We start from the raw sequence: 26,244 nt of genomic DNA, 5'->3' as shown, positions 1-26,244 counted from the left end.
AATAAACCAACAACCATCAACCAAAAACTAACACCTAAAATTAGAAACGGTCAAATAATTTTAATCTTTCAATCATTTAATAAAAATAAAATGAGCATCTATAAAGAACTCCAGAGAGAATGTTATGAAGCCAATATGCAGCTCGATGCCTTGAAGCTGGTCGTTTACACTTTCGGAAATGTAAGTGCCGTCGACCGTGAAAAAGGAATTTTTGCCATCAAGCCAAGCGGCGTTCCTTACGAACTTTTAAAACCAGAAGATATTGTGATTTTAGATTACGATGCTAATGTGGTTGAAGGAAAATTAAGACCGTCGTCAGACACCAAAACCCACGCTTACCTTTACAAAAACTGGGAAAATATTGGTGGGATTTCTCACACCCACGCCATTTACTCTGTCGCTTGGGCGCAGGCTCAGATGGATATTCCAATTTTCGGAACTACTCACGCCGACCACTTAACAAAAGATATTCCCTGCGCTCCACCAATGCGTGATGATTTAATCGAAGGAAATTACGAATACAACACCGGAATCCAGATTCTCGATTGCTTTAAAGAAAAAGAACTGTCTTACGAAGAAGTGGAGATGGTTCTCATCGGAAATCACGGACCATTCACTTGGGGAAAGAATGCGGACAAAGCCGTTTACAACAGCAAAGTCCTCGAAACGATTGCCGAAATGGCGTATCGCACCAGACAAATCAACCCAAATGCCCCCCGTCTGAAAGATTCTCTCATCAAAAAACATTACGAAAGAAAACACGGCAAAGACGCCTATTACGGTCAATAAACGGCTTCTGGCAATTGGCACCTCAATTTAAATATTGTAAAGAACTTGAATAATAAAAAATTACAATAAACTATCAATAAATAACTATCAACAAATAAACAACTAACAACCATCAACTAAAAATATGTTAACACCTCTCAATACAAAAGAAATCTGGTTCATCACCGGAAGTCAGCATTTATATGGACCTGAAACATTGGCTCAGGTCGCCGAACATTCACAGAAAATTGTCGAAGCCCTGAATGCTTCTTCATCAATTCCTGTAAAAGTGGTTTTAAAACCAACCGTAAAAACGACGGAAGAAATTTTCGAAACACTTACAGCCGCCAATTTTGCAAAAGACTGCATCGGAATTGTAACCTGGATGCACACCTTTTCACCTGCAAAAATGTGGATTCGTGGACTGACGGCTTTGCAAAAACCAATGCTGCATCTGCATACGCAGTTCAATCAGGATATTCCGTGGTCTACGATGGATATGGATTTTATGAATTTGAATCAGGCTGCTCACGGTGACCGTGAATTCGGATTTATGGTAAGCCGTCTCCGCAAAAACAGAAAAGTGGTGGTTGGTCATTGGTCTGACGAAAGAGTTCAGAAACAAATTGGCGACTGGTCTCGTGTAGCGGCAGGTTGGGACGACTGGCAGGGTGCAAAATTTGCTCGTTTCGGGGATAATATGAGATATGTTGCTGTGACAGATGGCGACAAAGTAGAAGCAGAAACTAAATTTGGATTTTCAGTAAATACTTGGGGAATTGGTGATTTGGTTAGCGTTGTCAATTCTATTGGCGATGGCGAAATCAAAACTTTGATGGAGGAATATGAAACGTCATATAAAATGGCCGAATCTCTTCTTTCAGGCGGAAGTAACAGAAAATCTCTGGAAGCGGCGGCAAGAATAGAATTAGGCTTAGAAAAATTTCTGAAAGATGGAAACTTTAAAGGTTTTTCAGATACTTTTGAAGATCTTCACGGTCTGGAGCAACTTCCTGGAATTGCTGTTCAGAGATTAATGGAAAAAGGTTACGGATTTGCCGGGGAAGGTGACTGGAAAACAGCAGCTTTGGTTCGAGCAATGAAGACAATGGGACAAGGTCTGGAAGGCGGAAATGCTTTTATGGAAGATTATACTTATCATCTTAATCCTTCAAATCCTTCAGTTTTAGGTTCACATATGCTGGAAGTTGACCCTGTTTTGGCGACAGACAAACCATCTTGTGAAATCCATCCGCTGGGAATTGGCGGGAAAGCTGACCCGGTTCGTTTGGTTTTCAATTCAAGAGGAAATATCGATTCTCTCAATGCTGCTTTAATGGATTTCGGAAATCATTTCAGACTACTCATCAACAAAACAAAAGCATTGGAAATAACTGAAGAATTACCAAAACTTCCTGTAGCAAGAGTCCTTTGGAAACCGCTTCCGGATTTGTTCACTGCTGCTGAAGCGTGGATTTTAGCGGGTGGAGCGCACCACACGTGTTACAGTGAGAACATTAGTGCAGAGATGTTGGAAGATTTTGCAGAAATGGCAGGGATTGAATCTCTTGTTATTGATGAAGATACCAAAATCCGCGATTTCAAAAATACACTTCGCTGGAATGAAATTTATTATCGTTAATCTTGCAAATCATTCAGACTATGAAAAAAATAAGTTATAACCTGATTATTGTTGCGCTTTTGAGTATTTTCGGATGCAGTAAAAAAGAAAATAATAATCAGTCTCAAAAAGAGAATATGGAGAATATACAGGTTTCAGATTATGGGGTGACGGCGAAAGGCGATTCCATTAAAAAATATACCCTGACCAACAAAAACGGAATGAAGGCGGAAGTCATCAATTTTGGAGGAATTATCACATCACTTACTGCACCCGACAAAAACGGAAAATATGAAGATGTGGTTTTAGGCTTCACAAAGCCTGAAGATTATTTCACTGGAAATTCCTATTATTTTGGAGCCTTAATTGGCCGTTTCGGAAACAGAATTGCTAATGCCAACTTTACTCTGGAAGGAAAAACGTACAGCATCGATCAAAATGACGGAACAAACAGTTTACACGGCGGTAAAGAAGGATTTCATACTAAATTCTGGACTGTTGAACCTGTAAAAGATGCAAAATTCCCCACGTTGAAACTCACATATACCAGTGCAGACGGTGAAGAAGGATATCCCGGAAAATTAGCAGCTACTGTTTTGTACACGTTGACTGACGATAATTCTCTGGAAATTTCTTACGAAGCAACTACAAATAAGGCAACAGTTGTAAATCTTACACAACATTCTTACTTTAATCTTTCAGGGAAATTTAATAAAACAGTAACCGACCACGAATTGCAGATCAATGCAGATAAATTCTTACCTGTAAACGGATCATTGATTCCTACAGGCGAACAGAAAGCTGTAAAAGGAACTCCCTTTGACTTTACAGTTTCAAAACCAATCGGGAAAGACATCAATTCAGAAGATGATCAGCTTAAAAAAGGAAGAGGCTACGACCACAACTGGATTCTGAATGGAAGCGGAATGAGAAGCATCGCAAAAGTATTTCATCCTGAATCAGGTAGGATGATGGAAGTTTTAACAGACGAACCTGGCGTTCAGTTCTATTCAGGAAATTTTTTGGATGGAAAATTTGATACCAAAACCAGTGGAAAAAATGAATACCGAACCGGTTTTTGCCTGGAAACGCAGCACTTTCCGGATTCCCCGAATCAACCATCATTTCCTTCAACGGAGCTGAAGCCGGGACAAAAGTATCAGACAAAAACGATTTACAAATTTTCAGTTAAAAAATAGTTATGGGAAATTTAGCAACTATTGATATTGTCATTTTCCTGGTTTACTTTGTGGTAGTAGCCGGTTATGGAATTTGGATTTATAACAGAAAAAAATCTGCAACAACAGGCAGTAAAGATTATTTTCTGGCCGAAGGATCTCTTACCTGGTGGGCAATTGGAGCCAGTTTAATAGCTTCCAATATTTCGGCGGAACAGTTTATTGGGATGAGTGGCGAAGGTTTTTTTGTAGGAATTGCTGTTGCGGCTTACGAATGGATTGCTGCTATCGCATTGATTATTATTGCCGTTTGGTTTATTCCGATTTATCTTAAGAATAAGATTTACACGATGCCACAATTTCTAGAAACCCGTTACAACAAGTCGGTTTCACTGATAATGGCAGTTTTCTGGCTGTTTTTGTATATAGTTGTAAACCTTACTTCGATTCTTTATTTGGGAGCTCTGGCAATTGATACTTTACTGGGTGGAGATAATCTTCATATCATTATGATTGGATTACTTCTGATGGCTTTATTAATCGGTCTCGGAGGTATGAAGGTAATTGGTTATACGGATGTGATTCAGGTAGCTGTTTTAATCATCGGAGGTTTTGCCACAGTTTATATGGCGCTTCAGATTGTTGACCAGAGAATTAATGGTGCAGCGGTAGGAAACGCTTTTGCAGGTTTTCAGACTTTGATGAGTGAAGCACCACAACATTTCAAATTAATGCTTGATAAGCCGACAGTTACTACAACAACATTGGCAATGCCGGAAAATCTAAGTGTTCAGAAATACGTGGTTCTGCCAGGTTTGGCGATGTATTTTGCAGGTCAGTGGATTGTAAATCTTAATTATTGGGGGTGTAATCAATACATTACTCAGCGAGCTTTAGGAGCAGATTTGAAAACTGCCCGAACTGGTATTTTATTCGCAGGATTTCTGAAATTATTTATGCCGATTATCGTTATGCTTCCAGGAATTGCAGCGTATGTTTTGTACACAAAAGGACATTTGCCAGGCTATAATGGAGTAAAAGATGGTGCCTATTCAGCCATTCTAGGATTTTTACCGTCAGGTTTAAAAGGACTTGCGGTTGCAGCTCTTACAGCGGCAATTGTAGCATCTTTAGCAGGTAAAGTCAACAGTATTTCGACAATATTTACTTTAGATATCTATAAAAAATATCTGAAAGCAGATGCAACAGAAATTGAAATGGTAAGAACCGGAAGATGGGCAATTATCATTGCAATGGCTTTGGCACTGGCATTTACCTGGACGGACGTTCTGGGAATTGGCGGCGAAGGCGGTTTCACATTTATTCAAAAATATACAGGTTTTATCAGTCCGGGAGTTTTTGCAATGTTCCTTTTGGGAATGTTCTGGAAAAGAACCACAGGAACAGCAGCTCTTGTGGGAGTTTTACTTGGCTTTTTAATGGCCATTTTCTTCAACAGTTTTGCAGTAGATATTTTCGGGAAAGAAACTTGGTTATACACCGCTTTCACCTATGAAAAATTAGAAGGTGGAGTAGTTAAAACAATTACAGAAATTCCGTTTTTGATTAATATGGGATGGTCATTCTTCATCACGGTTGCCGTAATGGTAATGATAAGTTTAGCAGGTCCGAAGGTGAATCCAAAAGCGTTTGAGATAGATGCAACCATGTTCAAAGTGGACAACAGAACGTTAATGATGATCGTAGTTACAATTCTTTTATTGACTGCATTGTATGTTAAATTCTGGTAGTTTAAAATAATATAAAAGACAGGATGTCATCTGTTGACATTCTGTCTTTTTTTATTATAATTTTTCATTAATATATCTTGAAAAAATATCTCCTTTTTATAGACACTGAAACTAGCGGAATACCAAAACGGTGGAACCTGCCCTATTCTGCTACAGACAATTGGCCTTCCACAGTTCAGCTTGCATGGATTTTGACTGATGAAAATCGTATTGAAGTAAAAAGAGAAAATTTCTTTATTGATATTGAAGATTTAAAAATCAGTTCACAGTCTCTTACGGTTCATGGAATTACAAACGAGTTTTTAAGCATAAACGGGAGAGATCGGATATTTGTTTTAAATAAGCTCAGAAAAGATATTGTTCAATATCAACCTCTAGTTATCGGCCATTTTACAGAATTTGATATTCATACGTTAAGTTGCGACTATTACAGAGCCGGTTTAGAAAATCCTTTTTATCAAAGTCGATTTTACTGCACAATGCTGAAAAGCGAAAAGTACGTCCTGAATCCCGCAATAAAGTATTTGCGTTTGCCTCAACTTTATCAATTCCTGTTTGATTCAAAAATGGAAAATTCTCATGACGCACTCATTGACGCAGAAATGACTTCCAAGTGTTTTTTCGAAATGTACAGACGCGGAGAAATAGCAGAAGAAAGTTTTGACCAGATACATCAGAAAATTATTTGTAAATTGAAGTTCTAAGTTATTATGTATAGATTTTATAATCTTACTTTGCAAGTATTGAATGACTATTATGGATGAGAAAATTATTTCACTTTTAAAGGTTACGGAACCATTTAATGTGTTACCTGAAACAGTTCTTATCGAAATTTCAGAAACATTAACCAGAAAAGAATTTTTAAAAGAAACTTTGGTATACCGTCAGGAAGTCACAGAAATGACTGGTGTGGATCTTATTTTTTCAGGAGAATATGAAACTTTTTTTTTCGACAGGTCAGAAAATAAGAGATGCATTACGACTCATCATTCACCTTATTGTTTCGGAGGTATTTCAGTTGTTCTCAACAGAGTGCGAGCATTAAAATCGGCCATAGCCAAAAAAGGCACTGTGATTTATACTTTACCTAAAAAAGAGTTTTCTGAATTATGTACAGGCTACGAAGTTTTTTTTCACTTCTTTACCTCAGATTTTGGTAAAAAAATGCTCGATGATGAGTTTTCACATTTTGTAAAAACGCCTGCTACCTTTGAAGAAAGTTATTTTGCAGCAGACCAATTGTATTCAAGGAAAATAGAAGGAATTACTTATAAAAACATTGTCTCATGCGACGGGAATACCCCAATTTTTGAGGCTGCCAAAATAATGGCATCAAATAAAGTAAGCTGTATATTTATACGCAATGCTGAAACAGATGAAATTGTTGGTTATGCTACTGATATTACGCTGCGGGATAATGTGATTGCAAGCTGTCTGGATCCGAAGTCTGCTATTGTAAATGTGATGGATAATCCAATCGTCAGTATTTCCAGCAATTCATATTTATACGAGGCCATTTTGTTGATGTTTCAAACGAAGTCAAGATACCTGCTGGTTCAAAAAGCGGGAGAATACATCGGTTTTTTAAGCAGAAACCGGTTACTGAGCGAGCAGGCTCAAAGTCCACTTGTCTTTATTCAGTCGGTCAAACTTGCAGAAAGTCTCGATGAATTTCAAAATAAATGGCAACAGGTTCCTGCTATAATTAGTCAGCTTTTAGGAAGAGGAGTTCACGGTGAAATTGCCAGCAAGGTGATTACTACAATTGCTGATACAATTACAGGTAAGGTAATAGATAAAGTTATTCACCAGATAGGGAAGCCACCGGCAAAATTTGCTTTCATTGTTACAGGCAGTGAAGGTAGAAAGGAGCAGACTCTTAGTACAGACCAGGACAGCGGGATCATCTATGAGGATAAAGCTAAGAAAGATAGGGATTATGTGAGGGAGTATTTTTTAAATTTTGCTAGAAAAGTTTCAGACGACCTCAATATGATTGGTTTCGAATACTGTAAAGGTAATTTTATGGCAAGCAACCCGAAATGGACTCATTCTCTTTCTCACTGGAAAAGAAACTATGAGGAATGGATCGAAAGAAGTATGCCCGAAAATGCGATGAAATTTTCTACATTTTTTGATTTTCGCCTGATATACGGTGATGAATTTATTGTAAGTGATTTGAAGGAGTTTATCAGACAAAAATTGGTTTCGCCTAATCAGATTTTCTTTGCTCATATTGCAAAGAATGCATTGCAGTATGAGCCGCCGCTTACTTTTTTAAAAAGAATTAAAACGCAGACCGTAGGGAATTCTGAGGTTTTCGATGTGAAAACAGCGATCTCCACCATTGTTGATTTAATAAGAGTTTACTCTCTCAAAAACCAACTTGATCTTGAAAATACTGGTGAACGGATGAAAAAATTGAAAGAGTTGGATGTTTTTACACAACTTCAGTACAACGAATTATATCAGTCGTACTATTATCTAATGTCTTTAAGATTAAAAAATCAATCTGATCAAATAAGAATTGAGAAAATTAAGCCCAATAATTATATTCAGATTGATGAACTTACGAAGATTCAGAAAGTGACATTAGTCGAAATTTTTAAAACTATAGCCAATTTCCAGATCGGAATCAAAATGAAATTTACCGGAACTTTTTAAATCTTAAACATAAATCCTTCTGCGATTTTCCTGTTGTATTTTTCTTCATCAAAAGTATACAGAAAAGATCCTTTTTTAGATGAGCTCCTGTCTTTTTCGCTGGTTTTAACTAAAACATCTAATGCATTAATCTTGTTAGTGAAATTACGTTTATCATATTTTTCATCAAATATAGCTTCATAAAGATTCTGAAGATCTTTCATTGAAAATTTTTCAGGCAGTAGTTCAAAACCAATGGGTCTTGTTGTGGCTCTTCTTCTTAATCGCAAGACAGCATCTCGAACCATTGCATCGTGATCAAAAATAAGTTCCGGAATTTCTTTAAGATCAAACCATTTAGCACTGTATTGTTCATTGATATGTATATTCTTGGCAATGTTGATTAGAGCATAGTATGATATAGACATTATTCTGACGGTCGGCTCACGATCTATCTCCGTATACGTGTTAAGTTGTTCAAGATAAATGTCTTTCAAACCTGTTAATTTATATAAAACACGGGAGGCTGCCTCGTCGGAACTTTCTTTGTCATCAACAAACCCACCCATCAGCGACCATTCGCCTTTTCTTGGCTCTAAATCCCGCTTCACTAAAAGAATTTTCAGATTTTCACCGTCAAATCCAAAGATGATACAGTCTACAGCCACATAGTGTTTCGGATATCTTAGATATTCTTTCACAGTTAAAATATATTTTACTACAAAGTTAAGTCTTTTAGTAGATTAATTGCGGGAAAAATTATTAAATGTGATACTTACACTTTAAATAGGAAATGTGAGAAATTTGGAGATTTAGTAACATGATTGAAGATTTTGGGGCATAATTGTTAACGTTTCTGTCATTTAATAATTAAATATGTACTACTAAACCTGAATTGAAATGTTAAAAAAATGTTAAAAAGAAATATCGTATTCACTTTTTTGTGTTTTAAATTATGTTGTTTATTATACGATAAGTACTATAATATATCTATGATATTCAATTAAAAGTGCTGATTCCTATTTTTAAAACGCAGAATAAATCTTGCGAAATTTTGTAAATGATGATAAGGTAATCCTAAATTTTATGATAAGATATGACGGATGAACTTTAAATTTTAGGACCTTAACCGGTAGTTTAAAAAATTATTCGTGCTACAAGTTCAAAATCTTTTGTAATGTGAATAGTTTCCTTTATTTTTATAAATGTAGAAATAACATTTATTAATGATCAAAAATTCGCTGGTAATATTTGTAAGCCTTAGCTCACTTGCTTTTTCGCAGGTGAAGAAAAAGTTCAGCTACTTCCCGCTTAATAAAGTTCACTTAAGTGAAAGTATTTTCAGCAAAGCAATGCAGACTGACGAAAATTACATAATGTCGATGGATGCTGACCGTTTGCTTGCTCCATATTTAAAAGAAGCAGGACTAAAACCTAAAAAAGAAAATTACCCCAACTGGGAAAATACAGGATTGGACGGCCACGTTGGCGGACATTATATTTCTGCTTTGGCTTTGATGTACGCTTCAACCGGCGATTCAAAAGTCAAACAACGTCTGGATTATATGATTGATGAGCTGGAACGTTGCCAGAATCTTTCAGGAAATGGCTATTTATCAGGCGTTCCGAACGGTAAAAAGATATGGAAGGAAATTGCAGACGGTAATATCAGGGCTGCAACTTTCGGACTGAACGATCGTTGGGTTCCTTTATATAACATACACAAAATTTATTCGGGTCTGCGAGATGCCTATTGGTACGCAGACAGTGAGAAAGCAAAAAAAATGCTCATCAAACTTACTGATTGGATGGCTGATGAAGTTTCCGGACTTTCTGATGATCAGATTCAGGAAATGTTGAAGAGCGAACACGGCGGTTTAAATGAAGTTTTTGCCGACGTTTATGACATTACCAAAAACGAAAAATATTTAAAGCTTGCCCGACGTTTTTCTCACCTCGCAATCCTTAATCCGTTGTTGGTTCATGAAGATAAACTGACCGGAATTCACGCCAATACACAGATTCCGAAAGTGATCGGTTTTAAAAGAATTGCCGATTTAGAACATAATAAAGAGTGGAGCAATGCAGCAGATTTTTTCTGGGCAAATGTTACCCAAAAACGTTCTGCAGTAATCGGTGGAAACAGTGTGAGCGAACATTTTAATTCCATCAATGATTTCAGCGGAATGATTAAAAGCATCGAAGGTCCCGAAACCTGCAATACGTATAATATGCTCAAACTTTCGAAGGAATTGTACGCTACCAATCCAAAATCGACATACGTAGATTATTACGAAAAAGCTTTGTACAACCACATTCTTTCTACGCAAAATCCTGGTAGAGGTGGCTTTGTCTATTTTACACCGATGCGTCCCGGTCATTATCGGGTTTATTCCCAGCCGGAAACCAGCTTTTGGTGCTGCGTAGGTTCGGGAATGGAAAATCACGCCAAATATGGCGAAATGATTTATGCACATACCGATAATGATCTGTATGTCAATCTGTTTATTCCGTCCATTTTGAAATGGTCTGAAAAGAAAGTCGTTTTGAGACAGAAAAATAATTTCCCTGAAAATCCATCCACAAAACTGATCTTTGATGTTACTCCGCAGTCCAATTTAAATTTAAAATTGAGAGCACCGGAATGGGCAAAAACTTCTGAAATTACCATTTCAATGAACGGTAAAAATATAAATGTTCCGGTTGATGCCGAAGGTTATTTTAATATAAATAAAAAATGGAAAAAAGGCGATGTTATCGAACTGAGAATACCAATGCATCTTTCCGCAGAGCAGCTTCCTGACAAATCAGATTATTTTGCCTTTAAATATGGTCCGATTGTTTTAGCCGCAACTTACGGAACAGAAAATCAGGACGGAATGTTTGCTGATGACAGTCGTGGCGGACATATTGCGCACGGACCGCAAATTCCTCTTAATGAAATTCCTACCATTTTGGGAAGTTCAGATTTGGTGTTAAGTCATTTGGAAACCGTGAATGGTGAAGATTTAACATTTAAACTGAAAGGTTTATATCCTCAGAATAAATTTGCTGAAGGACTGAAATTGGTTCCGTTTTACAAAATTCATCAGCAACGGTATATCATTTATTTTCCGCAGGCGACTCAGGATAAAATAGAAATGATTCAGAAACAGAAAGCCAAAGAAGAACAGGAAATCCGAAAGCTTGACAATATTACGAATGATAAAATACAACTCGGTGAGCAGCAACCGGAATCTGACCATAATTTTGACAGCAAAGATTCCAGCACCGGATATATGGAAGACCGCCATTTCCGTGAAGCAAAGGGCTGGTTCAGTTATCAGATGAAAAATAAGGAGAAGAATGCAAAATATCTTTACATCACGTATTTTGATGCCAATAACAACCGTACTTTGAATGCAGAAATCAACGGAATTAAAACGTATTCCAAAAATTTCGAAGGAAAAATGGGCAACTCGCCACAAACTTTACTTATTCCGATTCCTGATTCTGAAATCCGTAAAGAAATCCTGAACATCAGGTTTAATTCAGGTGAAAAATCATTGACTCCGAAAATCATCGAAGTGAGAATGCTGAATCAGATGCCGGATAAAAACTAAAAATAACTGCAGAATCAAATTTGAAATGAGACATAAACTTTTTTTTAAAATATTAATTTTACTCGTTGGCTCCCTGTGCATTTCTTTGTTGAATGCGAAAATTAAGCTTCCCGCTTTGGTCTCAGACGGAATGGTTTTGCAGAGAGATCAAAAGTTGAACATTTGGGGAAAAGCCGATGCCAACGAAAAAGTGGAAGTGAAATTCCTCAATAAAAATTATAAAACTTCAGCCGACGAGACCGGAAACTGGAAAATCGTTATTCCTGAGCAAAAAGCAGGCGAACCTTACACAATGACCATCAATGAAATTATACTGAAAGATATTCTTATCGGCGATGTATATCTTGCTTCCGGACAGTCGAATATGGAATTGCCAATGCGCAGACTGACTCCGCTTTATGCCGATGAAATCAAAAATGCAAATAATCAGAACATCAGATTTTATACGGTTCCTCAAAAATATAATTTTAAATCGCCTCAGACTGAGCTTGATGGCGGAAAATGGGAAGCAACAAATCCGCAGACTATTCTTAATTTCTCGGGAGTTGCATATTTTTTCGCAAAAGAAGTAAGTCAGAAAAATAATGTGGCCGTTGGAATTATCCATGCAAGTTTGGGCGGTTCTCCAATTCAGGCCTGGATGGATGAAAATTCTCTGAAAAAATATCCGGAATACCTTGATGAGGCTAAGAAATGGCAAAATGATGACTTAATTAAATCAACTGAATCCAGCGAACAGGCATTAAGCAAAGCGTGGTATGCAGAACTCGACCAAAGAGATATAGGATTAAACAAACATTGGGAAAAGTTTGATCTAAATGATTCTGACTGGAAAACAATTCAAATTCCCGGTTCTTGGGAAGATAAAGAAGGCTTATTTGACGGTTCAGTTTGGCTCAGAAAGGAAATTAATTTAAATAAAAATCAGGCAGGAAAAGCTGCTTTTTTAAACTTAGGAAGAATAAAAGATGCGGATGTAACCTACATCAACGGAACAAAAGTAGGAAACGTGACTTATGAATATCCGCCACGTTGGTACGACGTTCCTTCTGGAGTTTTGAAAGAGGGTAAAAATATCATTGCTGTAAGAATCTCCAACGGAAGCGGTAAAGGCCAGTTCATTGCAGATAAGCCTTATTACTTAGAAATTGACGGACAAAAAATCGATTTAAAAACAGAATGGAAATATAAAATCGGTGCAAAAATGGAAAAAACGGCTCCCGGAACCACTTTTATCCGATGGAAACCAACCGGACTGTACAATGCAATGATTAATCCGCTCATCAATTATAATATCAAGGGCGCACTTTGGTATCAGGGTGAAAGCAATACCGGAAAACCCAAAGAATACGGTGATTTGCTGACCACGATGATTACCGATTGGCGAAACAAATGGAACCGGAAAGATTTACCATTCTTTACCGTACAGCTGGCCAATTTTATGGAATCGAAGACGGAACCTGTGGAAAGTAATTGGGCAGAACTCAGAGACCAGCAAAGACAGGTTTCGCTAAAAGTTCCAAATACCGGATTGGCTGTAATCATCGACATCGGAGAGTGGAATGACATTCATCCTTTAAACAAGAAAACCGTTGGAGACAGACTGGCTTTGCAGGCTTTGAAAGTAGCTGACAAAAAGAGTATCATTGCAGACGGCTCGGTTTATCAGTCGATGAAAATTGAGAAAAACAAAATCATTCTTTCCTTTAAAAATGGAACCGATGATTTAGAAAATGTTTCAGAACTGAAAAGCTTTGCTATTAAAAATTCAGATGGAAAATGGTTTTGGGCAACCGCAAAAATCGAAGGTAAAAAAATCATTGTCTGGAATGATTCTGTAAAAAATCCGGTTGCAGTTCGCTACGATTGGGCAGACAATCCCGACGGAAATCTCAAAAATAAAACCGGACTTCCCGCATCGCCTTTTACAACAGAATAATTATCAAACTAAACGTATAAAAATAAAGGCAGGAAGATTTTAATCTATCATCTGTTTGTCTGTCATCTAATATCTAATTCCTTATGAACAACTCATCTCAAAAAATATCTGTCGTTGAAAAAATCGGCTACAGTTTAGGAGATTTAGCCGCCAATCTGGTTTTCCAGACTTTGGTGACGTATTTAGCTTATTTCTACACAGATATTTACGGACTGAAACCGGAAGATGCCTCCATCATTACCCTTACTGTCGGTTTGTTGGCAGGTTTCGTCTTCAATCCGTTAATCGGGGCTTTGGCAGACAGAACCCGCACAAAATGGGGGAAATTCCGTCCGTGGATTCTCCTCACTGCCATTCCATTGGGAGCAGCGGCACTCTTTGCATTCAGTACACCCGATTTTTCTTACAAAGGAAAAATGATTTACGCAGCAGCGACTTACACCATCCTTTTATTACTGTACGCTGCAAACAATTTACCGTATTCGGCGCTCAGCGGCGTGATTACCGGCGATATGAGTGAGAGAAACAGTATTTCTTCCTATCGTTTTGTTGCTGTGATGTTTGCACAGTTTTTTGTTCAGGTATTTATGCTTCCTATTATTTTATCTGCCGGACACGGGGATAAAGCAGTTGGGATCGAAGTGGTAATGACCTGGCTTGCCGTCATCGGAACGGTAATGCTTTTGATCACATTTCTCACCACAAAAGAAAGAGTGATTCCAAAACCGGAACAGGAATCTTCTTTAAGTGCAGATTTAAAAGACCTCAAAAATAATAAACCCTGGATCATAATCTTAGGCGTTACCACATTGATTTTCATTACTCTGGCAATGAAAGGCGGTTCATACGTTTACTATTTCAACAATTATGTGGATGAAGCATCCCTTCAGCAGTTTATATCACCAATTACCGGTTTCTTTGATTCCATCGGGATGAATTTCTTCGGAGAAGATGCCCGTTCCGCAGGTTTTGGACTCTTCAATGCGGGTGGAATCATTATGATGATTGTCGGAATCGCTTTCTCCAAAAGTTTTGCAGACAAATATGGCAAAAGAGATGCGTTCATTACTTCACTTTTTATATCAACATTATTTGTGTTGGCATTTATATTTTATCCGCCAAAATCGGTTGGATTAATGTTTTTATCACAGATTCTGCACGGTTTCTTCTACGGAATAGGAACGCCGCTGCTTTGGGCGATGATTGCCGACGTTGCCGACTATTCAGAATGGAAAAACAACAGGCGTGCAACAGCCATTATCTTCTCTGCAATGATGGTCGGTTTGAAGGTCGGTCTCAGCATCGGAAGTTCGCTGGTGGCATACATTATCGGTCAGTACGGTTACATTTCTTCTGAAGGCGCAGTCAGTGTTTTACAACCCGAAACGGTTTCCGACGGCGCCAAAATGTTGGTCAGTATATTTCCGGCAATACCATTCTTTTTAGCGTGCGGATTGCTGATATTCTATGAAATCAACAAGAAAAAAGAAATCGAAATCGAGCACGACCTTAAAGAAAGGAGAAAAACGGAGGACTAAGATTTTGGTGACAATTTGGGCAGCTTTTCCGTCTTCCACTCCCGCTTTTTTGTTCCGCTTTGCTCCACAAAAAGAGCTCCGTTCAAGCCGGGCTGTGAGTGATTCGCAATCGAAAAACCTTGACAAGGCTTAAAAAATGAACTTTATGTGAATTTTTTGTATTTCTTCGCTGAGTTTACGCCTTTGTGAACTTTAAAAAAAGTATAGTAGTCAAAAAAATCTTTGCGCGCTTTGCGTTTAAACTAAAAAAAATAATTATGAAAAAAATAGTCGCATTATTAGGAATTTTAACCTTGACCGTCTCCTGCAAGACAGCCAACACAACAACTTCCAACGATTCTCTGAAAGGCGCATTCAAAAACAAATTCTACATCGGAACCGCGATGAGTCTTCCACAGATTCACGAAACGGATGTAAAGTCCGTAGAGATTATCAAAAATGAGTTCAGTTCAATTGTTGCAGAAAACTGTATGAAATCAATGTTTCTGCAACCTGAAGAAGGGAAATTCTTTTTTGATGATGCTGATAAATTTGTCGCGTTCGGCGAAAAAAATAAAATGTTCATCATCGGTCATACGTTGATTTGGCATTCTCAGTTACCAAAATGGTTTTTCGTAGACAAAGAAGGGAAAGATGTTTCTGCCGAAGTCTTAAAACAGAGAATGAAAAGTCACATTACCACTGTTGTCACAAGATACAAAGACCGTGTGAAAGGTTGGGATGTAGTGAACGAAGCCATTATGGAAGACGGAACTTACCGTAAAAGTAAATTCTATGAGATTTTGGGTGAAGAATTTATTCCATTGGCATTTCAGTACGCTCAGGAAGCAGATCCGAATGCAGAATTATACTACAACGATTACAACGAATGGCATCCCGGAAAAGTAAAAACTGTAAATAAAATGGTTCAGACTTTAAAATCCAGAGGAATCAGAATCGATGGTGTAGGAATGCAGACCCACGTCGGTCTTGACACACCAACTCTTGCCGAATATGAAAAAGCAATTCTTGACTATGCAGCAAATGGTGTAAAAATAAATGTTACCGAAATGGAAATCAGCGCACTTCCGTCACCGTGGGGAACTTCTGCCAACGTTTCCGATAAGGTAGAATATGAAGCAAAAATGAATCCTTACACCGCCGGACTTCCGGAGAATGTAAAAACAGAGTGGGAAAACCGCTATCTGGATTTTTTCAGATTATTCCTGAAACATCAGGACAAAATAAGAAGAGTGACTTTATGGGGAACTACCGATGCCCAATCCTGGAAAAACGATTTCCCTGTAAAAGGGAGAACCGATTATCCGCTGCTTTTCGACAGGAATAATCAGGTAAAACCTGTGGTACAAAAAATCATTCAATTAACAAAAGAATAATAAGTCTAAAATCTAGCATCTATAATAAAATGAACAAATCAAAATACCTTTTCCCGAAAGATTATATGGCAGACCCATCTGTTCACGTTTTCGAAGGTAAAATCTATATTTATCCTTCCCACGACCGTGAAAGCGGCATTGAAGAAAATGACAATGGCGATCATTTCGATATGAATGATTATCACGTTTTTTCTTTGGATGATGTTGAAAATGGCGAAGTGACAGACCACGGCGTTGTACTTTCGGTAAAAGATATTCCCTGGTCTGGAAGACAGTTGTGGGATTGTGATGTGGCGTTCAAAAATGGCAAATATTATATGTATTTTCCTTTAAAAGATAAAAATGACATCTTCAGAATCGGTGTTGCAGTTAGCGATAAACCTTCTGGACCTTTCATTCCTGAAAAACATCCGATGTTGGGAAGTTACAGCATCGACCCTTGTCTTTTTGAGGATGAAGGCAAACATTATATGTATTTCGGAGGAATCTGGGGCGGACAGTTGCAGCGTTACAGAGACAACAAAGCACTGGAGTGTGCAGTAATTCCAAATGATAATGAGCCCGCAATTCCTTCAAAAGTAGCTTTATTAAGCGATGATATGTTGGAATTTGGAGAAGAGCCTAAAGACGTTTTAATTCTTGACGAAAACGGAAATCCTTTACTTCACAGCGACAAGCACCGTTTTTTCGAAGCGTCCTGGATGCACAAATACAACGGCAAATATTATTTTTCTTACTCAACGGGAGATACACATCTCATCTGTTATGCCATTGGCGACAATCCTTATGGCCCATTTACTTTCCAGGGAGAAATTCTTACACCTGTTGTGGGCTGGACAACCCATCACAGCATTGTTGAATTTAAAGGAAATTGGTACCTGTTCTTCCACGATTCTGTTCCGAGCGAAGGAAAAACCTGGCTCAGAAGTATGAAGGTAGTAGAACTTGAATACGATGAAAATGGTAAAATAACAACCATTGAAGGTTTGAATGAATAATCTATAAAAAGTCCCGAAGGAACGATTTAAAATCAATAGAAACGGGCTTTAGCCCGTTTAAAGATGAAGAGAAACAATTTGGCTTTAGCCAAAACTTATTTAAATAAAATTAAAAGAAAATCTAATGCGCTATTTCCGATTGTACATCATATTATTTCTACTGGTTCCGCTTATTATTTTTGCGGAAGACGGCAGTCAGCTTTGGCTTCGATTCCCTGCAAAAAATGGAATTTCGGCCTATAAAATCATTTCGAAAAGCAACAATCCGACTTTAAAAATTGCCAAAAAAGAATTAATGAATCATTGGCAGGGTCAGGAAATTGAGCTTCGAACCGACAAGTCATTGAAAAATCTGAAAGGCGGTTACACGATCAAATCGGTTCAGAATAAACTGATCATTTCTGCAGAAAAAGATACGGGATTGCTGTATGGGGTTTATCATATTCTTCGGTTACAGCAGACAAAATCTGCATTGACTAACTTAAATATCACCGAAAAACCTTCCTACGATATCAGAATTCTCAACCATTGGGATAATCTGGATGGGACGATTGAGCGTGGTTATGCAGGACATTCACTTTGGAAATGGGAAGATTTACCTAATGAAATTTCGCCCAGATACGAAGAATATGCAAGAGCAAATGCCTCCATCGGGATTAATGCGACCGTTCTTAACAATGTGAATGCTTCTCCGAATATGCTCCGTAAAGATTATCTTCAAAAAGTAAAAGTTCTGGCAGATATTTTCAGACCTTACGGAATCAAAGTGTATTTATCGGTCAATTTCTCATCACCAAAAGTTTTAGGCGGATTGGAAAACTCAGATCCATTAAACAAAGATGTTCAGAAATGGTGGAAAGACAAAGCTTCTGAAATTTATAAAATAATTCCTGACTTCGGTGGATTTTTGGTGAAAGCCAATTCCGAAGGTCAACCTGAACCACAGGATTACGGAAGAACCCACGCAGACGGTGCCAATATGATGGCAGACGTATTGAAACCTTACGGTGGAATGGTGATGTGGAGAGCATTTGTGTACAGCCCGAGCAAAGAAGACCGTGCGAAACAAGCTTATCTGGAGTTCGTTCCACTCGATGGGAAATTCAATGATAATGTGATTGTTCAGATTAAAAACGGACCTGTTGATTTCCAGCCTCGTGAAGCATTTAATCCATTGTTTGGAGCTTTGAAGAAAACACCTGAAATGGTTGAATTCCAGATTACGCAGGAATATTTTGGTTTCTCAAATCATCTCGTATTTCTTGCACCTTTATTTAAAGAGACTTTAGACAGCGACACTTATTCTGACGGAAGAGGTTCTACGATTGCCAAAATCACGGACGGAACTTTAAGACCGGCAAAATTCACTGCGATTTCTGCTGTTGCCAACATTGGTGAAGATAAAAACTGGACAGGCCATCACTTCGCACAGGCGAACTGGTACGCTTTCGGACGTCTGGCATGGAATCACGATTTGACGTCAGAACAGATTGCCGATGAGTGGATCAAAATGACTTTTACGGATAATAAAAAATTTGTGAATCCTATAAAAGGAATGATGCTCACTTCCCGTGAAACTGCTGTAGATTATATGATGCCTTTGGGTCTCCATCATATTTTTGCATCAGGACATCATTATGGCCCGGAACCTTGGGGCGACTACAAAGGCGGAAGACCCGACTGGTCACCTGTGTATTACCATCAGGCAAATGCAGAAGGACTTGGTTTCAACAGAACAAAAACCGGAAGCAATGCTGTTTCACAATATTTTTCGCCACTGAACGAGATTTACGGAAACATTAAGACGACTCCTGAAAATCTTATTCTTTGGTTCCATCATGTTCCTTGGAATTATAAAATGAAAGATGGAAAAACAATGTGGGAAGAATTGTGTTACAAATATGATTCGGGCGTTCGCGGAGTGAAAGATTATCAGAAAATCTGGGATAAGATTCAACCTTATATTGATAACGAAAGGTTCACAGACGTTCAGTCTAAACTTAAAATTCAGGCTGAAGATGCCGTTTGGTGGAAAGATGCCTGTCTGCTTTATTTTCAGACTTTTTCTAAACAGCCGATCCCATCTGACATTGAAAAACCAGTTCATAACCTGGAAGATTTGAAGAAAATCAAACTCAATATGGGTCATCACAATTAAATAAATAATTTAAAAACTAAACAATAACTTTCTGAATCTTTTTAAGACAGGAAGTTGTTGGCTAAATAAATTAAGTGTAGTTTTAACATTTAAATAAAAATTAAAATATAAAACCTATGAAATTTTTTATTGACACTGCCAATTTAGAGCAGATAAGAGAAGCCAACGATTTGGGAATTCTGGATGGCGTTACCACCAATCCATCGCTAATGGCAAAAGAAGGAATCAGCGGAAAAGAAGCAATCATCCAACATTACAGAGACATTTGCAACATTGTTGACGGTGATATTTCTGCAGAAGTACTTTCTACAACCTACGAAGAAATGATTGCAGAAGGCGATATTTTGGCGGCGATTCACCCCAATATCGTTGTGAAAATCCCGATGATCAAAGACGGTATCAAAGCCTTAAAATATTTTTCTGATAAAGGAATCAAAACCAACTGTACCCTGATTTTCTCTTCCGGACAGGCACTTTTAGCCGCAAAAGCCGGAGCAACCTATGTTTCACCATTCCTTGGAAGACTGGATGATATTTCAACAGACAGTCTGAATCTAATTCAGGAAATCAGATTGATATTTGACAATTATATGTATGAAACTGAAATTTTAGCAGCGTCCGTCCGTCACTCAATGCACATCATCAACTGCGCAAAAATTGGTGCCGATGTCGTGACTTGTCCAATTCAGCCGATTCTTTCTCTGTTAAAACATCCGTTGACAGATTCTGGTTTGGAGCAGTTCATCAAAGATTCACAAAAAATGCAGTAATTTATGGAACACGATATTTCAAAACTCAATCATATCGCTTCTCAGGTTCGCCGGGATATTGTAAGAATGGTACATTCGTGTCAGTCAGGTCATCCAGGCGGTTCGCTTGGTTGCGCAGATTTTCTTGTCGCTCTGTATTTTGATGTGATGAAGAGGAAAGAAGGCTTTGATATGAAAGGCAAAGGCGAAGATGTATTTTATCTTTCCAACGGTCACATTTCGCCGGTTTTTTACAGCGTTTTGGCGCACGCAGGCTATTTTGACAAGTCCGAACTGGTCACTTTCAGAAAACTCAATTCCAGACTTCAGGGCCACCCAACCACGCACGAGGGTTTGCCGGGAATTCGCATTGCATCGGGCTCTTTGGGTCAGGGAATGTCAGTAGCCATCGGTCACGCGGTCGGAAAAAAGTTAGATAATGATGAAAATCTGGTTTTTACACTTCACGGCGACGGTGAGTTGCAGGAAGGTCAGAACTGGGAAGCCATAATGTACGCCTCTCACAACAAGGTCGATAACCTGATTGCGACCATTGATTACAACGGTCAGCAGATCGACGGTCCGACTTCAAAAGTCCTTTCTTTAGGCAACCTGAAAACCAAATTCGAAGCCTTCGGCTGGAAAGTTCTGGAAGTAGAAAATGGAAACGATATGCAGGAAATTCTGAACGTTCTCGACGAAGCAAAATCATTAACCGGACTGGGACAACCGATTTGTATTCTCCTGAAAACAGGGATGGGTCACGGCGTAGATTATATGATGGGAAGCCACGCGTGGCATGGAAAAGCACCGAATGACGAGCAACTCCAGACAGCATTAAACCAACTTGAAGAAACCTTGGGCGATTATTAATTTGAGAATAATTTAGGCAGCTTTATCCGTCTTCCGTTCCCGCTTTTTTGCAAATTCCCCATGGCTTTTCACACCGCCGAAATTTGCAAAAAGAGCTCCACTCAAGCCGGGCTGCGAGCGATTCGCTGTTTAAAACAAATCAATTAAATATCAAGTCCAAATATCAAATTTCTTTGCTGAGTTGAAGTTTACACTGAGCTTGTAGAAGTGACTTTGCGACCGAAAAATATTCTCAATAAGATAAAAAAAATCTTTGCGCACTTTGCGTTCAACCATCAATCATTAATCAATGAAAAAATATACTTACACAGAAAAAAAAGACACCCGAAGCGGTTTCGGAGCCGGTCTTGCAGAATTGGCAGATAAAAATCCAGATGTTGTAGCACTTTGCGCCGACCTTATCGGATCTCTGAAAATGGAAAAATTTATCGAAAAAGCACCCGAACGTTTTTTCCAGATCGGAATTGCCGAAGCTAATATGATCGGCATCGCTGCAGGTTTGGCGATCGAAGGTAAAATTCCATTTACCGGAACGTTCGCCAACTTTTCTACCGGAAGAGTGTACGACCAAATCCGTCAGTCGGTGGCGTATTCAGGGAAAAATGTGAAGATTTGCGCTTCTCATGCCGGTTTAACACTGGGCGAAGATGGCGCAACACATCAGATTCTGGAAGATATTGGTTTGATGAAAATGCTTCCCGGAATGACGGTCATTAATACCTGTGATTACAACCAAACCAAAGCCGCCACCATCGCCATTGCAGATTACGACGGACCGGTTTATTTAAGATTCGGGCGTCCGGTAATTCCAGTTTTCACCGACGGAAATCAAACATTTGAAATCGGTAAAGCCTGGATGGTCAACGAAGGAAAAGATGTTTCGATTATCGCAACCGGACATCTGGTCTGGGAAGCGATAAAGGCCGGAGAAATTTTGGAAGAGCAGGGAATTGACGCAGAAATTATCAATATTCACACCATAAAACCATTAGATTCTGAAGCGATTTTAAAATCTATAAAGAAAACTGGTTGCGTTGTAACTGCTGAAGAACACAACAGATTAGGCGGTTTAGGTGACAGCGTTGCGCAGCTTCTTATTACGGAACATCTTGTGCCGCAAGAATATGTTGCTGTGAACGACAGTTTCGGAGAAAGCGGAACGCCTGACCAACTGATGGAAAAATACGGTTTAACGGCCAATAACATCGTTGCAGCAGTAAAGAAAGTAATGAAAAGGAAATAGTTATAGAGTTTAAAAAATTTTATAAAGAACCTATTAACCAAAAAATAAGCAGTGTCTTTGTCATTCTGTAAGAATCTAAATCTCTTTTTAATAATAAATTAGATTCTTACAGAATGACAAAAAGACTTTTTACATATATCAAATTTTCATCAAAAGAATATGAAAAAAATACGCTGGGGAATTCTGGGAACGGGAACAATTGCGCATAAGTTTGCATCAGACCTGCAGTTTGTAGAAAATGCCGAACTGGTCGCTGTCGGATCCCGTTCGCTTGAAAATGCAGAAGTTTTTGCCACAGAATTTGGTATTCGGTTAAGTCTCGGAAGCTATGATGCACTCGCAGAATGTGACGAAATTGACATCGTCTACATTGCAACACCCAATAATCTCCATCATCCGAACACTTTACTCTGCCTGAATAATGATAAAGCCGTTCTCTGCGAAAAACCATTGGCGCTGAACGAAAAACAGGTTTTAGAAATGATAGATTTAGCCAGTCAGAGAAATTTATTTTTGATGGACGCTCTGTGGACGAAATTCCTTCCGCATTATCAGAAAATGATGGAAATTGTGAAAAGTGGAAGTTTGGGTGAAATCAAAGTGGTGTTGGCAAATTTCGGATTTCAGGCGAACGCAAAACCAAATTCCCGTTTGCTAAATCCTGAATTAGGCGGCGGATCTTTAATGGATATTGGGATTTATAATGTATTCACAGCTTTGGATATTTTAGGCAAACCAGATGAAATCAATGTAAGTATCAATTCCACAGAACAGGGAATTGATGAGCAATGTGCAGTTATCTTTAAGTACAGTGACGGAGCAATGGCAAACCTATTTTCTTCAATTTCAGCGAATTTAGGGACCGAAATTGAAATTTCCGGAACACTTGGAAGATTAAAACTAACAACCCCTTTTTACGATTCAACTTCGGTTTTACAGCATTATGTTGATGGAAAAAAGACGGTTATTAAAACAGAAAAAGAGGAAGGTCTTGGGTATCAATATGAAGCCCGCCACGTCACCAACTGTCTGCTCAACGGAATGACTGAAAGTACGGTTGTTCCGCACTCCGACAGTATTTTGCTGATGCAGACTATAGATAGAATCAGACGTCTTTCAGGAATCGTTTTTCCGATGGAGCAGGACGGTAACCTGAACAGAAAAGCGTAACTTTCATTAAAATTTTAACCTTAAACTTCTCATCCCAATAATTTGTTGATTTTATGCAGGAGAATTTAATCAATTATACGAAAGAAGCCTTTCGGTCGGCTTTTGAATCGGAGCCGAAACGGATTTTTCTGGCACCCGGAAGAATCAATATCATCGGTGAGCACGTTGATTACAGCGATGGTTTCGTGCTTCCTGCTGCTATCGATAAACATATTTGTTTTGCAGTAAAAAAGTTGAACGATTCTGAAATCTGTACATTTTACGCCAAAGATTTTAATGAATCTTTCAGTTTTAATATCAATCAGAAACAGACACCGGTTGAGCAAATGTGGGCTAATTATTTGTTAGGTGTTTTCAATGCTATTCAGGAATCTGGAAAGGAAATTGGAGGCTTGGAAATTGCTTTCAGCAGTACGATTCCGATGGGTTCAGGTTTGTCGTCATCAGCAGCTTTGGAATGTGGATTTGCTTATATTCTCAATGAACTTTTCGATTTAAATTTAACCAAAAAAGAACTGACATTGATTGGTCAGAAAGCAGAGCATACTTTTGCCGGCGTAAAGTGTGGCATTATGGATCAGTTTGCCTCTGTTTTCGGAAAAGAACATCAGGTGATAATGCTGGATTGCAATTCTCTCGAGCATCAGTATTTTGAGGCTAATCTTGAAGGTCACAGTCTGGTTTTGTTTGACAGTTGCGTGAAGCATACGCACCTGACTTCCGGTTATAATGATCGAAGAAATGATGTCGATAACGGTAAAAAAATATTGTGGCAAAAATTTCCTGAAATTGAGAAATTCAGAGATTTCTCCATTGAAATGTTGGATCAAGTGAGAGCAGAAATAGGAGAGACATCTTACAAAAGATGCCTTTATCTTTTAAAAGAAATAAAAAGAGTAGAGAAGGCTGCAAAAGCTTTATCGGAAGGTGATGCGGAATATTTAGGCAAACTTTTAAACGAAACTCATTCCGGACTTTCAACGGAATTTCAAGTGAGTTGTGACGAACTCGATTTTATGGTAGAGAAAACTTTAAAAGAAAACGGAGTTCTGGGCGCAAGAATGATGGGTGGAGGTTTTGGCGGATGCAGTATTAATCTGATAAAAGATGAAAATGTGGATGCCGTGATTGAAAATATCAGCACAAAATATAAAGAATCTTTCGGTATCGAAATGAAAGTGTACAAAGTAAAAATATCGGATGGAATTAGAGAATACAAACAAAATGAATTCGGAATTTAATCAAAAAAAACATCCTCACAGAAGATATAATCCGCTTTTGGATGAATGGATTTTGGTTTCTCCTCAACGTTCGAACCGGCCTTGGCAAGGACAAACCGAAGATGTTGTCGAAAAAAAACTGCCTGCACACGATCCGAATTGCTACTTATGTTCCGGAAATATTCGGGTGAACGGTGAAAGAAATCCTGATTACGAAGGTGTTTTCGTTTTCGAGAATGACTTTGGTTCTTTGATGAAAGATGAAGTGGAATTTGAGGATGAAACTTCGGATTTTTTTTCTTTAAAACCTGAAAGAGGCATCAACCGTGTAATCTGTTTTTCGGAAAATCACAGCCTCACTTTACCTCAGATGGAAGTGGATGACATTAAAAAAGTTGTGGACGTTTGGCAAAATCAATATGAAGAACTTGGAAATTTGGATTACATCAACCACGTTCAGATTTTTGAAAATAAAGGAAGTGTTATGGGATGCAGCAACCCGCATCCGCACGGACAAATCTGGGCACAATCTTCCATTCCGTCAACTGTTTTAAAGACTCAGGAAAATCTAAAAAAATATTTTGACAAAAACGGAACTTCACTTCTGGAAGATTACATTCAAAAAGAATTAGAGGTTGATGAAAGAGTTATTCTGGAGAACGAAGATTTTGTTGCGCTGGTTCCATTCTGGGCAGTTTGGCCTTATGAATCGATGATTGTCAGTAAAAGAAAAGCCGAAAATATCTCGCAATTTTCAGATTCTAAAAAAATTTCTTTATCCGAAATTATTAAAAATCTGACCACTAAATACGATAATCTTTTTGAGATTTCATTTCCTTATTCTGCAGGTATTCATCAGTCGCCAACAGACGGAGAACCGCATCCTGAATGGCATTTCCATATGCATTTTTATCCACCTTTGCTGAGAAATGCACAAATCAAAAAATTTATGGTTGGATACGAAATGCTGGCTGAGCCACAACGAGATATTACACCGGAGCAGAGTGCGGAAATTCTTAAAAAACTTTCCCTAAAGCATTACACAAGTTGAAGTGAATGTGGAATAACTTACTTATCTCAATTCAGTTCGTAGTTAACGAGCACAAGACGTAAAATAAATATTGTTCTTTTGGAATATTTTTTAAAACCTCAATCTGATTAGAAAATGTAATTTCTCTGTATCCATCCTAGTCATTATTTGTAGTACCCAACGTTTTGCTGTCTTATATCTATCAGATTATGAGTTAGGAGCTAAAAAAAACCGGAAAGAAAGTGAATTATCACCTCTTTCCGGTCTTGTACCCAGTACCAGAATCGAACTGGTACATCTTTCGATACTAGAGTTTGAGTCTAGCGCGTCTACCAATTCCGCCAACTGGGCATCGTTTAAATTGGTGTGCAAATATAAGAACTTTTT

Annotated in this window: 19 protein-coding genes and 1 tRNA gene; 18 read left to right on the top strand and 2 right to left on the bottom strand. The window is 38.3% G+C overall.

Annotation, left to right across the window (positions count from 1 at the left end):
* The first annotated feature begins 90 nt into the window (after positions 1-90).
* The 6 genes from ACZZZA_RS15660 (at position 91) to ACZZZA_RS15635 (ending at position 7,982) form a co-directional block, all read left to right on the top strand.
* Positions 91-789, top strand: coding sequence for an L-ribulose-5-phosphate 4-epimerase (locus tag ACZZZA_RS15660; protein ID WP_463433328.1), 699 nt, complete (start codon positions 91-93; stop codon positions 787-789).
* 124 nt (positions 790-913) lie between these two features.
* Positions 914-2,410, top strand: a complete 1,497-nt coding sequence (gene araA, locus ACZZZA_RS15655; protein WP_463433326.1) for an L-arabinose isomerase — start codon at positions 914-916, stop codon at positions 2,408-2,410.
* Positions 2,411-2,430: 20 nt separating this feature from the next.
* A complete protein-coding gene (locus ACZZZA_RS15650; protein ID WP_463433324.1) occupies positions 2,431-3,588 on the top strand; it encodes an aldose epimerase family protein in 1,158 nt (385 codons plus the stop codon).
* Positions 3,589-3,590: 2 nt separating this feature from the next.
* Positions 3,591-5,318, top strand: a complete 1,728-nt coding sequence (locus tag ACZZZA_RS15645; RefSeq protein ID WP_463433322.1) for a sodium:solute symporter family transporter — start codon at positions 3,591-3,593, stop codon at positions 5,316-5,318.
* A gap of 77 nt (positions 5,319-5,395) precedes the next feature.
* Positions 5,396-6,022, top strand: coding sequence for a 3'-5' exonuclease (locus tag ACZZZA_RS15640; RefSeq protein ID WP_463433320.1), 627 nt, complete (start codon positions 5,396-5,398; stop codon positions 6,020-6,022).
* A 52-nt stretch (positions 6,023-6,074) separates the two neighbouring features.
* Positions 6,075-7,982 carry a DUF294 nucleotidyltransferase-like domain-containing protein gene (locus tag ACZZZA_RS15635; RefSeq protein ID WP_463433318.1) on the top strand — a complete coding sequence of 636 codons (1,908 nt, stop codon included), beginning with the start codon at positions 6,075-6,077 and terminating at the stop codon, positions 7,980-7,982.
* Here the strand turns inward: ACZZZA_RS15635 and ACZZZA_RS15630 are convergent.
* Positions 7,979-8,662: an NUDIX hydrolase gene (locus ACZZZA_RS15630; RefSeq protein WP_463433316.1), complete on the bottom strand. Its 684-nt coding sequence runs from the start codon at positions 8,660-8,662 to the stop codon at positions 7,979-7,981. The two genes, ACZZZA_RS15635 and ACZZZA_RS15630, sit on opposite strands and share 4 nt — an antisense overlap.
* A 525-nt stretch (positions 8,663-9,187) precedes the next feature.
* On the opposite strand from ACZZZA_RS15630, the gene ACZZZA_RS15625 reads away from it, so the two are divergent.
* The 12 genes from ACZZZA_RS15625 to ACZZZA_RS15570 all read left to right on the top strand — a co-directional run bounded on the left by ACZZZA_RS15625 (position 9,188) and on the right by ACZZZA_RS15570 (position 25,878).
* On the top strand, positions 9,188-11,563 hold the full coding sequence (locus ACZZZA_RS15625; RefSeq protein WP_463433314.1) for a beta-L-arabinofuranosidase domain-containing protein: 2,376 nt from the start codon (positions 9,188-9,190) through the stop codon (positions 11,561-11,563).
* A 25-nt stretch (positions 11,564-11,588) separates the two neighbouring features.
* On the top strand, positions 11,589-13,502 hold the full coding sequence (locus tag ACZZZA_RS15620; protein ID WP_463433312.1) for a sialate O-acetylesterase: 1,914 nt from the start codon (positions 11,589-11,591) through the stop codon (positions 13,500-13,502).
* An 83-nt stretch (positions 13,503-13,585) separates the two neighbouring features.
* Entirely contained in the window at positions 13,586-15,040 is a 1,455-nt protein-coding gene (locus ACZZZA_RS15615) for an MFS transporter (protein ID WP_463433311.1), read from the top strand.
* A gap of 257 nt (positions 15,041-15,297) precedes the next feature.
* On the top strand, positions 15,298-16,416 hold the full coding sequence (locus ACZZZA_RS15610) for an endo-1,4-beta-xylanase (RefSeq protein ID WP_463433310.1): 1,119 nt from the start codon (positions 15,298-15,300) through the stop codon (positions 16,414-16,416).
* 29 nt (positions 16,417-16,445) lie between these two features.
* Positions 16,446-17,414: a glycoside hydrolase family 43 protein gene (locus ACZZZA_RS15605; RefSeq protein ID WP_463433309.1), complete on the top strand. Its 969-nt coding sequence runs from the start codon at positions 16,446-16,448 to the stop codon at positions 17,412-17,414.
* 124 nt (positions 17,415-17,538) lie between these two features.
* Positions 17,539-19,572 (top strand): alpha-glucuronidase, encoded by a 2,034-nt coding sequence (locus ACZZZA_RS15600; protein WP_463433307.1) that lies wholly within the window; start codon positions 17,539-17,541, stop codon positions 19,570-19,572.
* Between the two features lie 116 nt (positions 19,573-19,688).
* Positions 19,689-20,342, top strand: a complete 654-nt coding sequence (gene fsa / locus ACZZZA_RS15595; RefSeq protein ID WP_463433305.1) for a fructose-6-phosphate aldolase — start codon at positions 19,689-19,691, stop codon at positions 20,340-20,342.
* Between the two features lie 3 nt (positions 20,343-20,345).
* Positions 20,346-21,194: a transketolase gene (locus tag ACZZZA_RS15590; protein ID WP_463433303.1), complete on the top strand. Its 849-nt coding sequence runs from the start codon at positions 20,346-20,348 to the stop codon at positions 21,192-21,194.
* 289 nt (positions 21,195-21,483) lie between these two features.
* Complete coding sequence (locus tag ACZZZA_RS15585) at positions 21,484-22,437, top strand: transketolase family protein (RefSeq protein WP_463433301.1); 954 nt, start codon at positions 21,484-21,486, stop codon at positions 22,435-22,437.
* Positions 22,438-22,596: 159 nt separating this feature from the next.
* The gene (locus ACZZZA_RS15580; protein ID WP_463433299.1) at positions 22,597-23,607 is read left to right on the top strand and encodes a Gfo/Idh/MocA family protein; all 1,011 of its coding nucleotides are present in this window, start codon (positions 22,597-22,599) and stop codon (positions 23,605-23,607) included.
* Positions 23,608-23,660: 53 nt separating this feature from the next.
* A complete protein-coding gene (gene galK / locus ACZZZA_RS15575; RefSeq protein ID WP_463433297.1) occupies positions 23,661-24,848 on the top strand; it encodes a galactokinase in 1,188 nt (395 codons plus the stop codon).
* Positions 24,832-25,878, top strand: coding sequence for a UDP-glucose--hexose-1-phosphate uridylyltransferase (locus tag ACZZZA_RS15570; RefSeq protein WP_463433295.1), 1,047 nt, complete (start codon positions 24,832-24,834; stop codon positions 25,876-25,878). Before galK ends, ACZZZA_RS15570 begins: the two co-directional genes overlap by 17 nt.
* Positions 25,879-26,126: 248 nt before the next feature.
* Here the strand turns inward: ACZZZA_RS15570 and ACZZZA_RS15565 are convergent.
* A tRNA-Leu gene (locus tag ACZZZA_RS15565) sits at positions 26,127-26,208 on the bottom strand.
* Between the last annotated feature and the right edge of the window lie 36 nt (positions 26,209-26,244).

It is taken from the genome of Chryseobacterium sp. AC405b (assembly GCF_979258685.1).
This window is presented reverse-complemented; position numbering and strand designations above follow the sequence as displayed.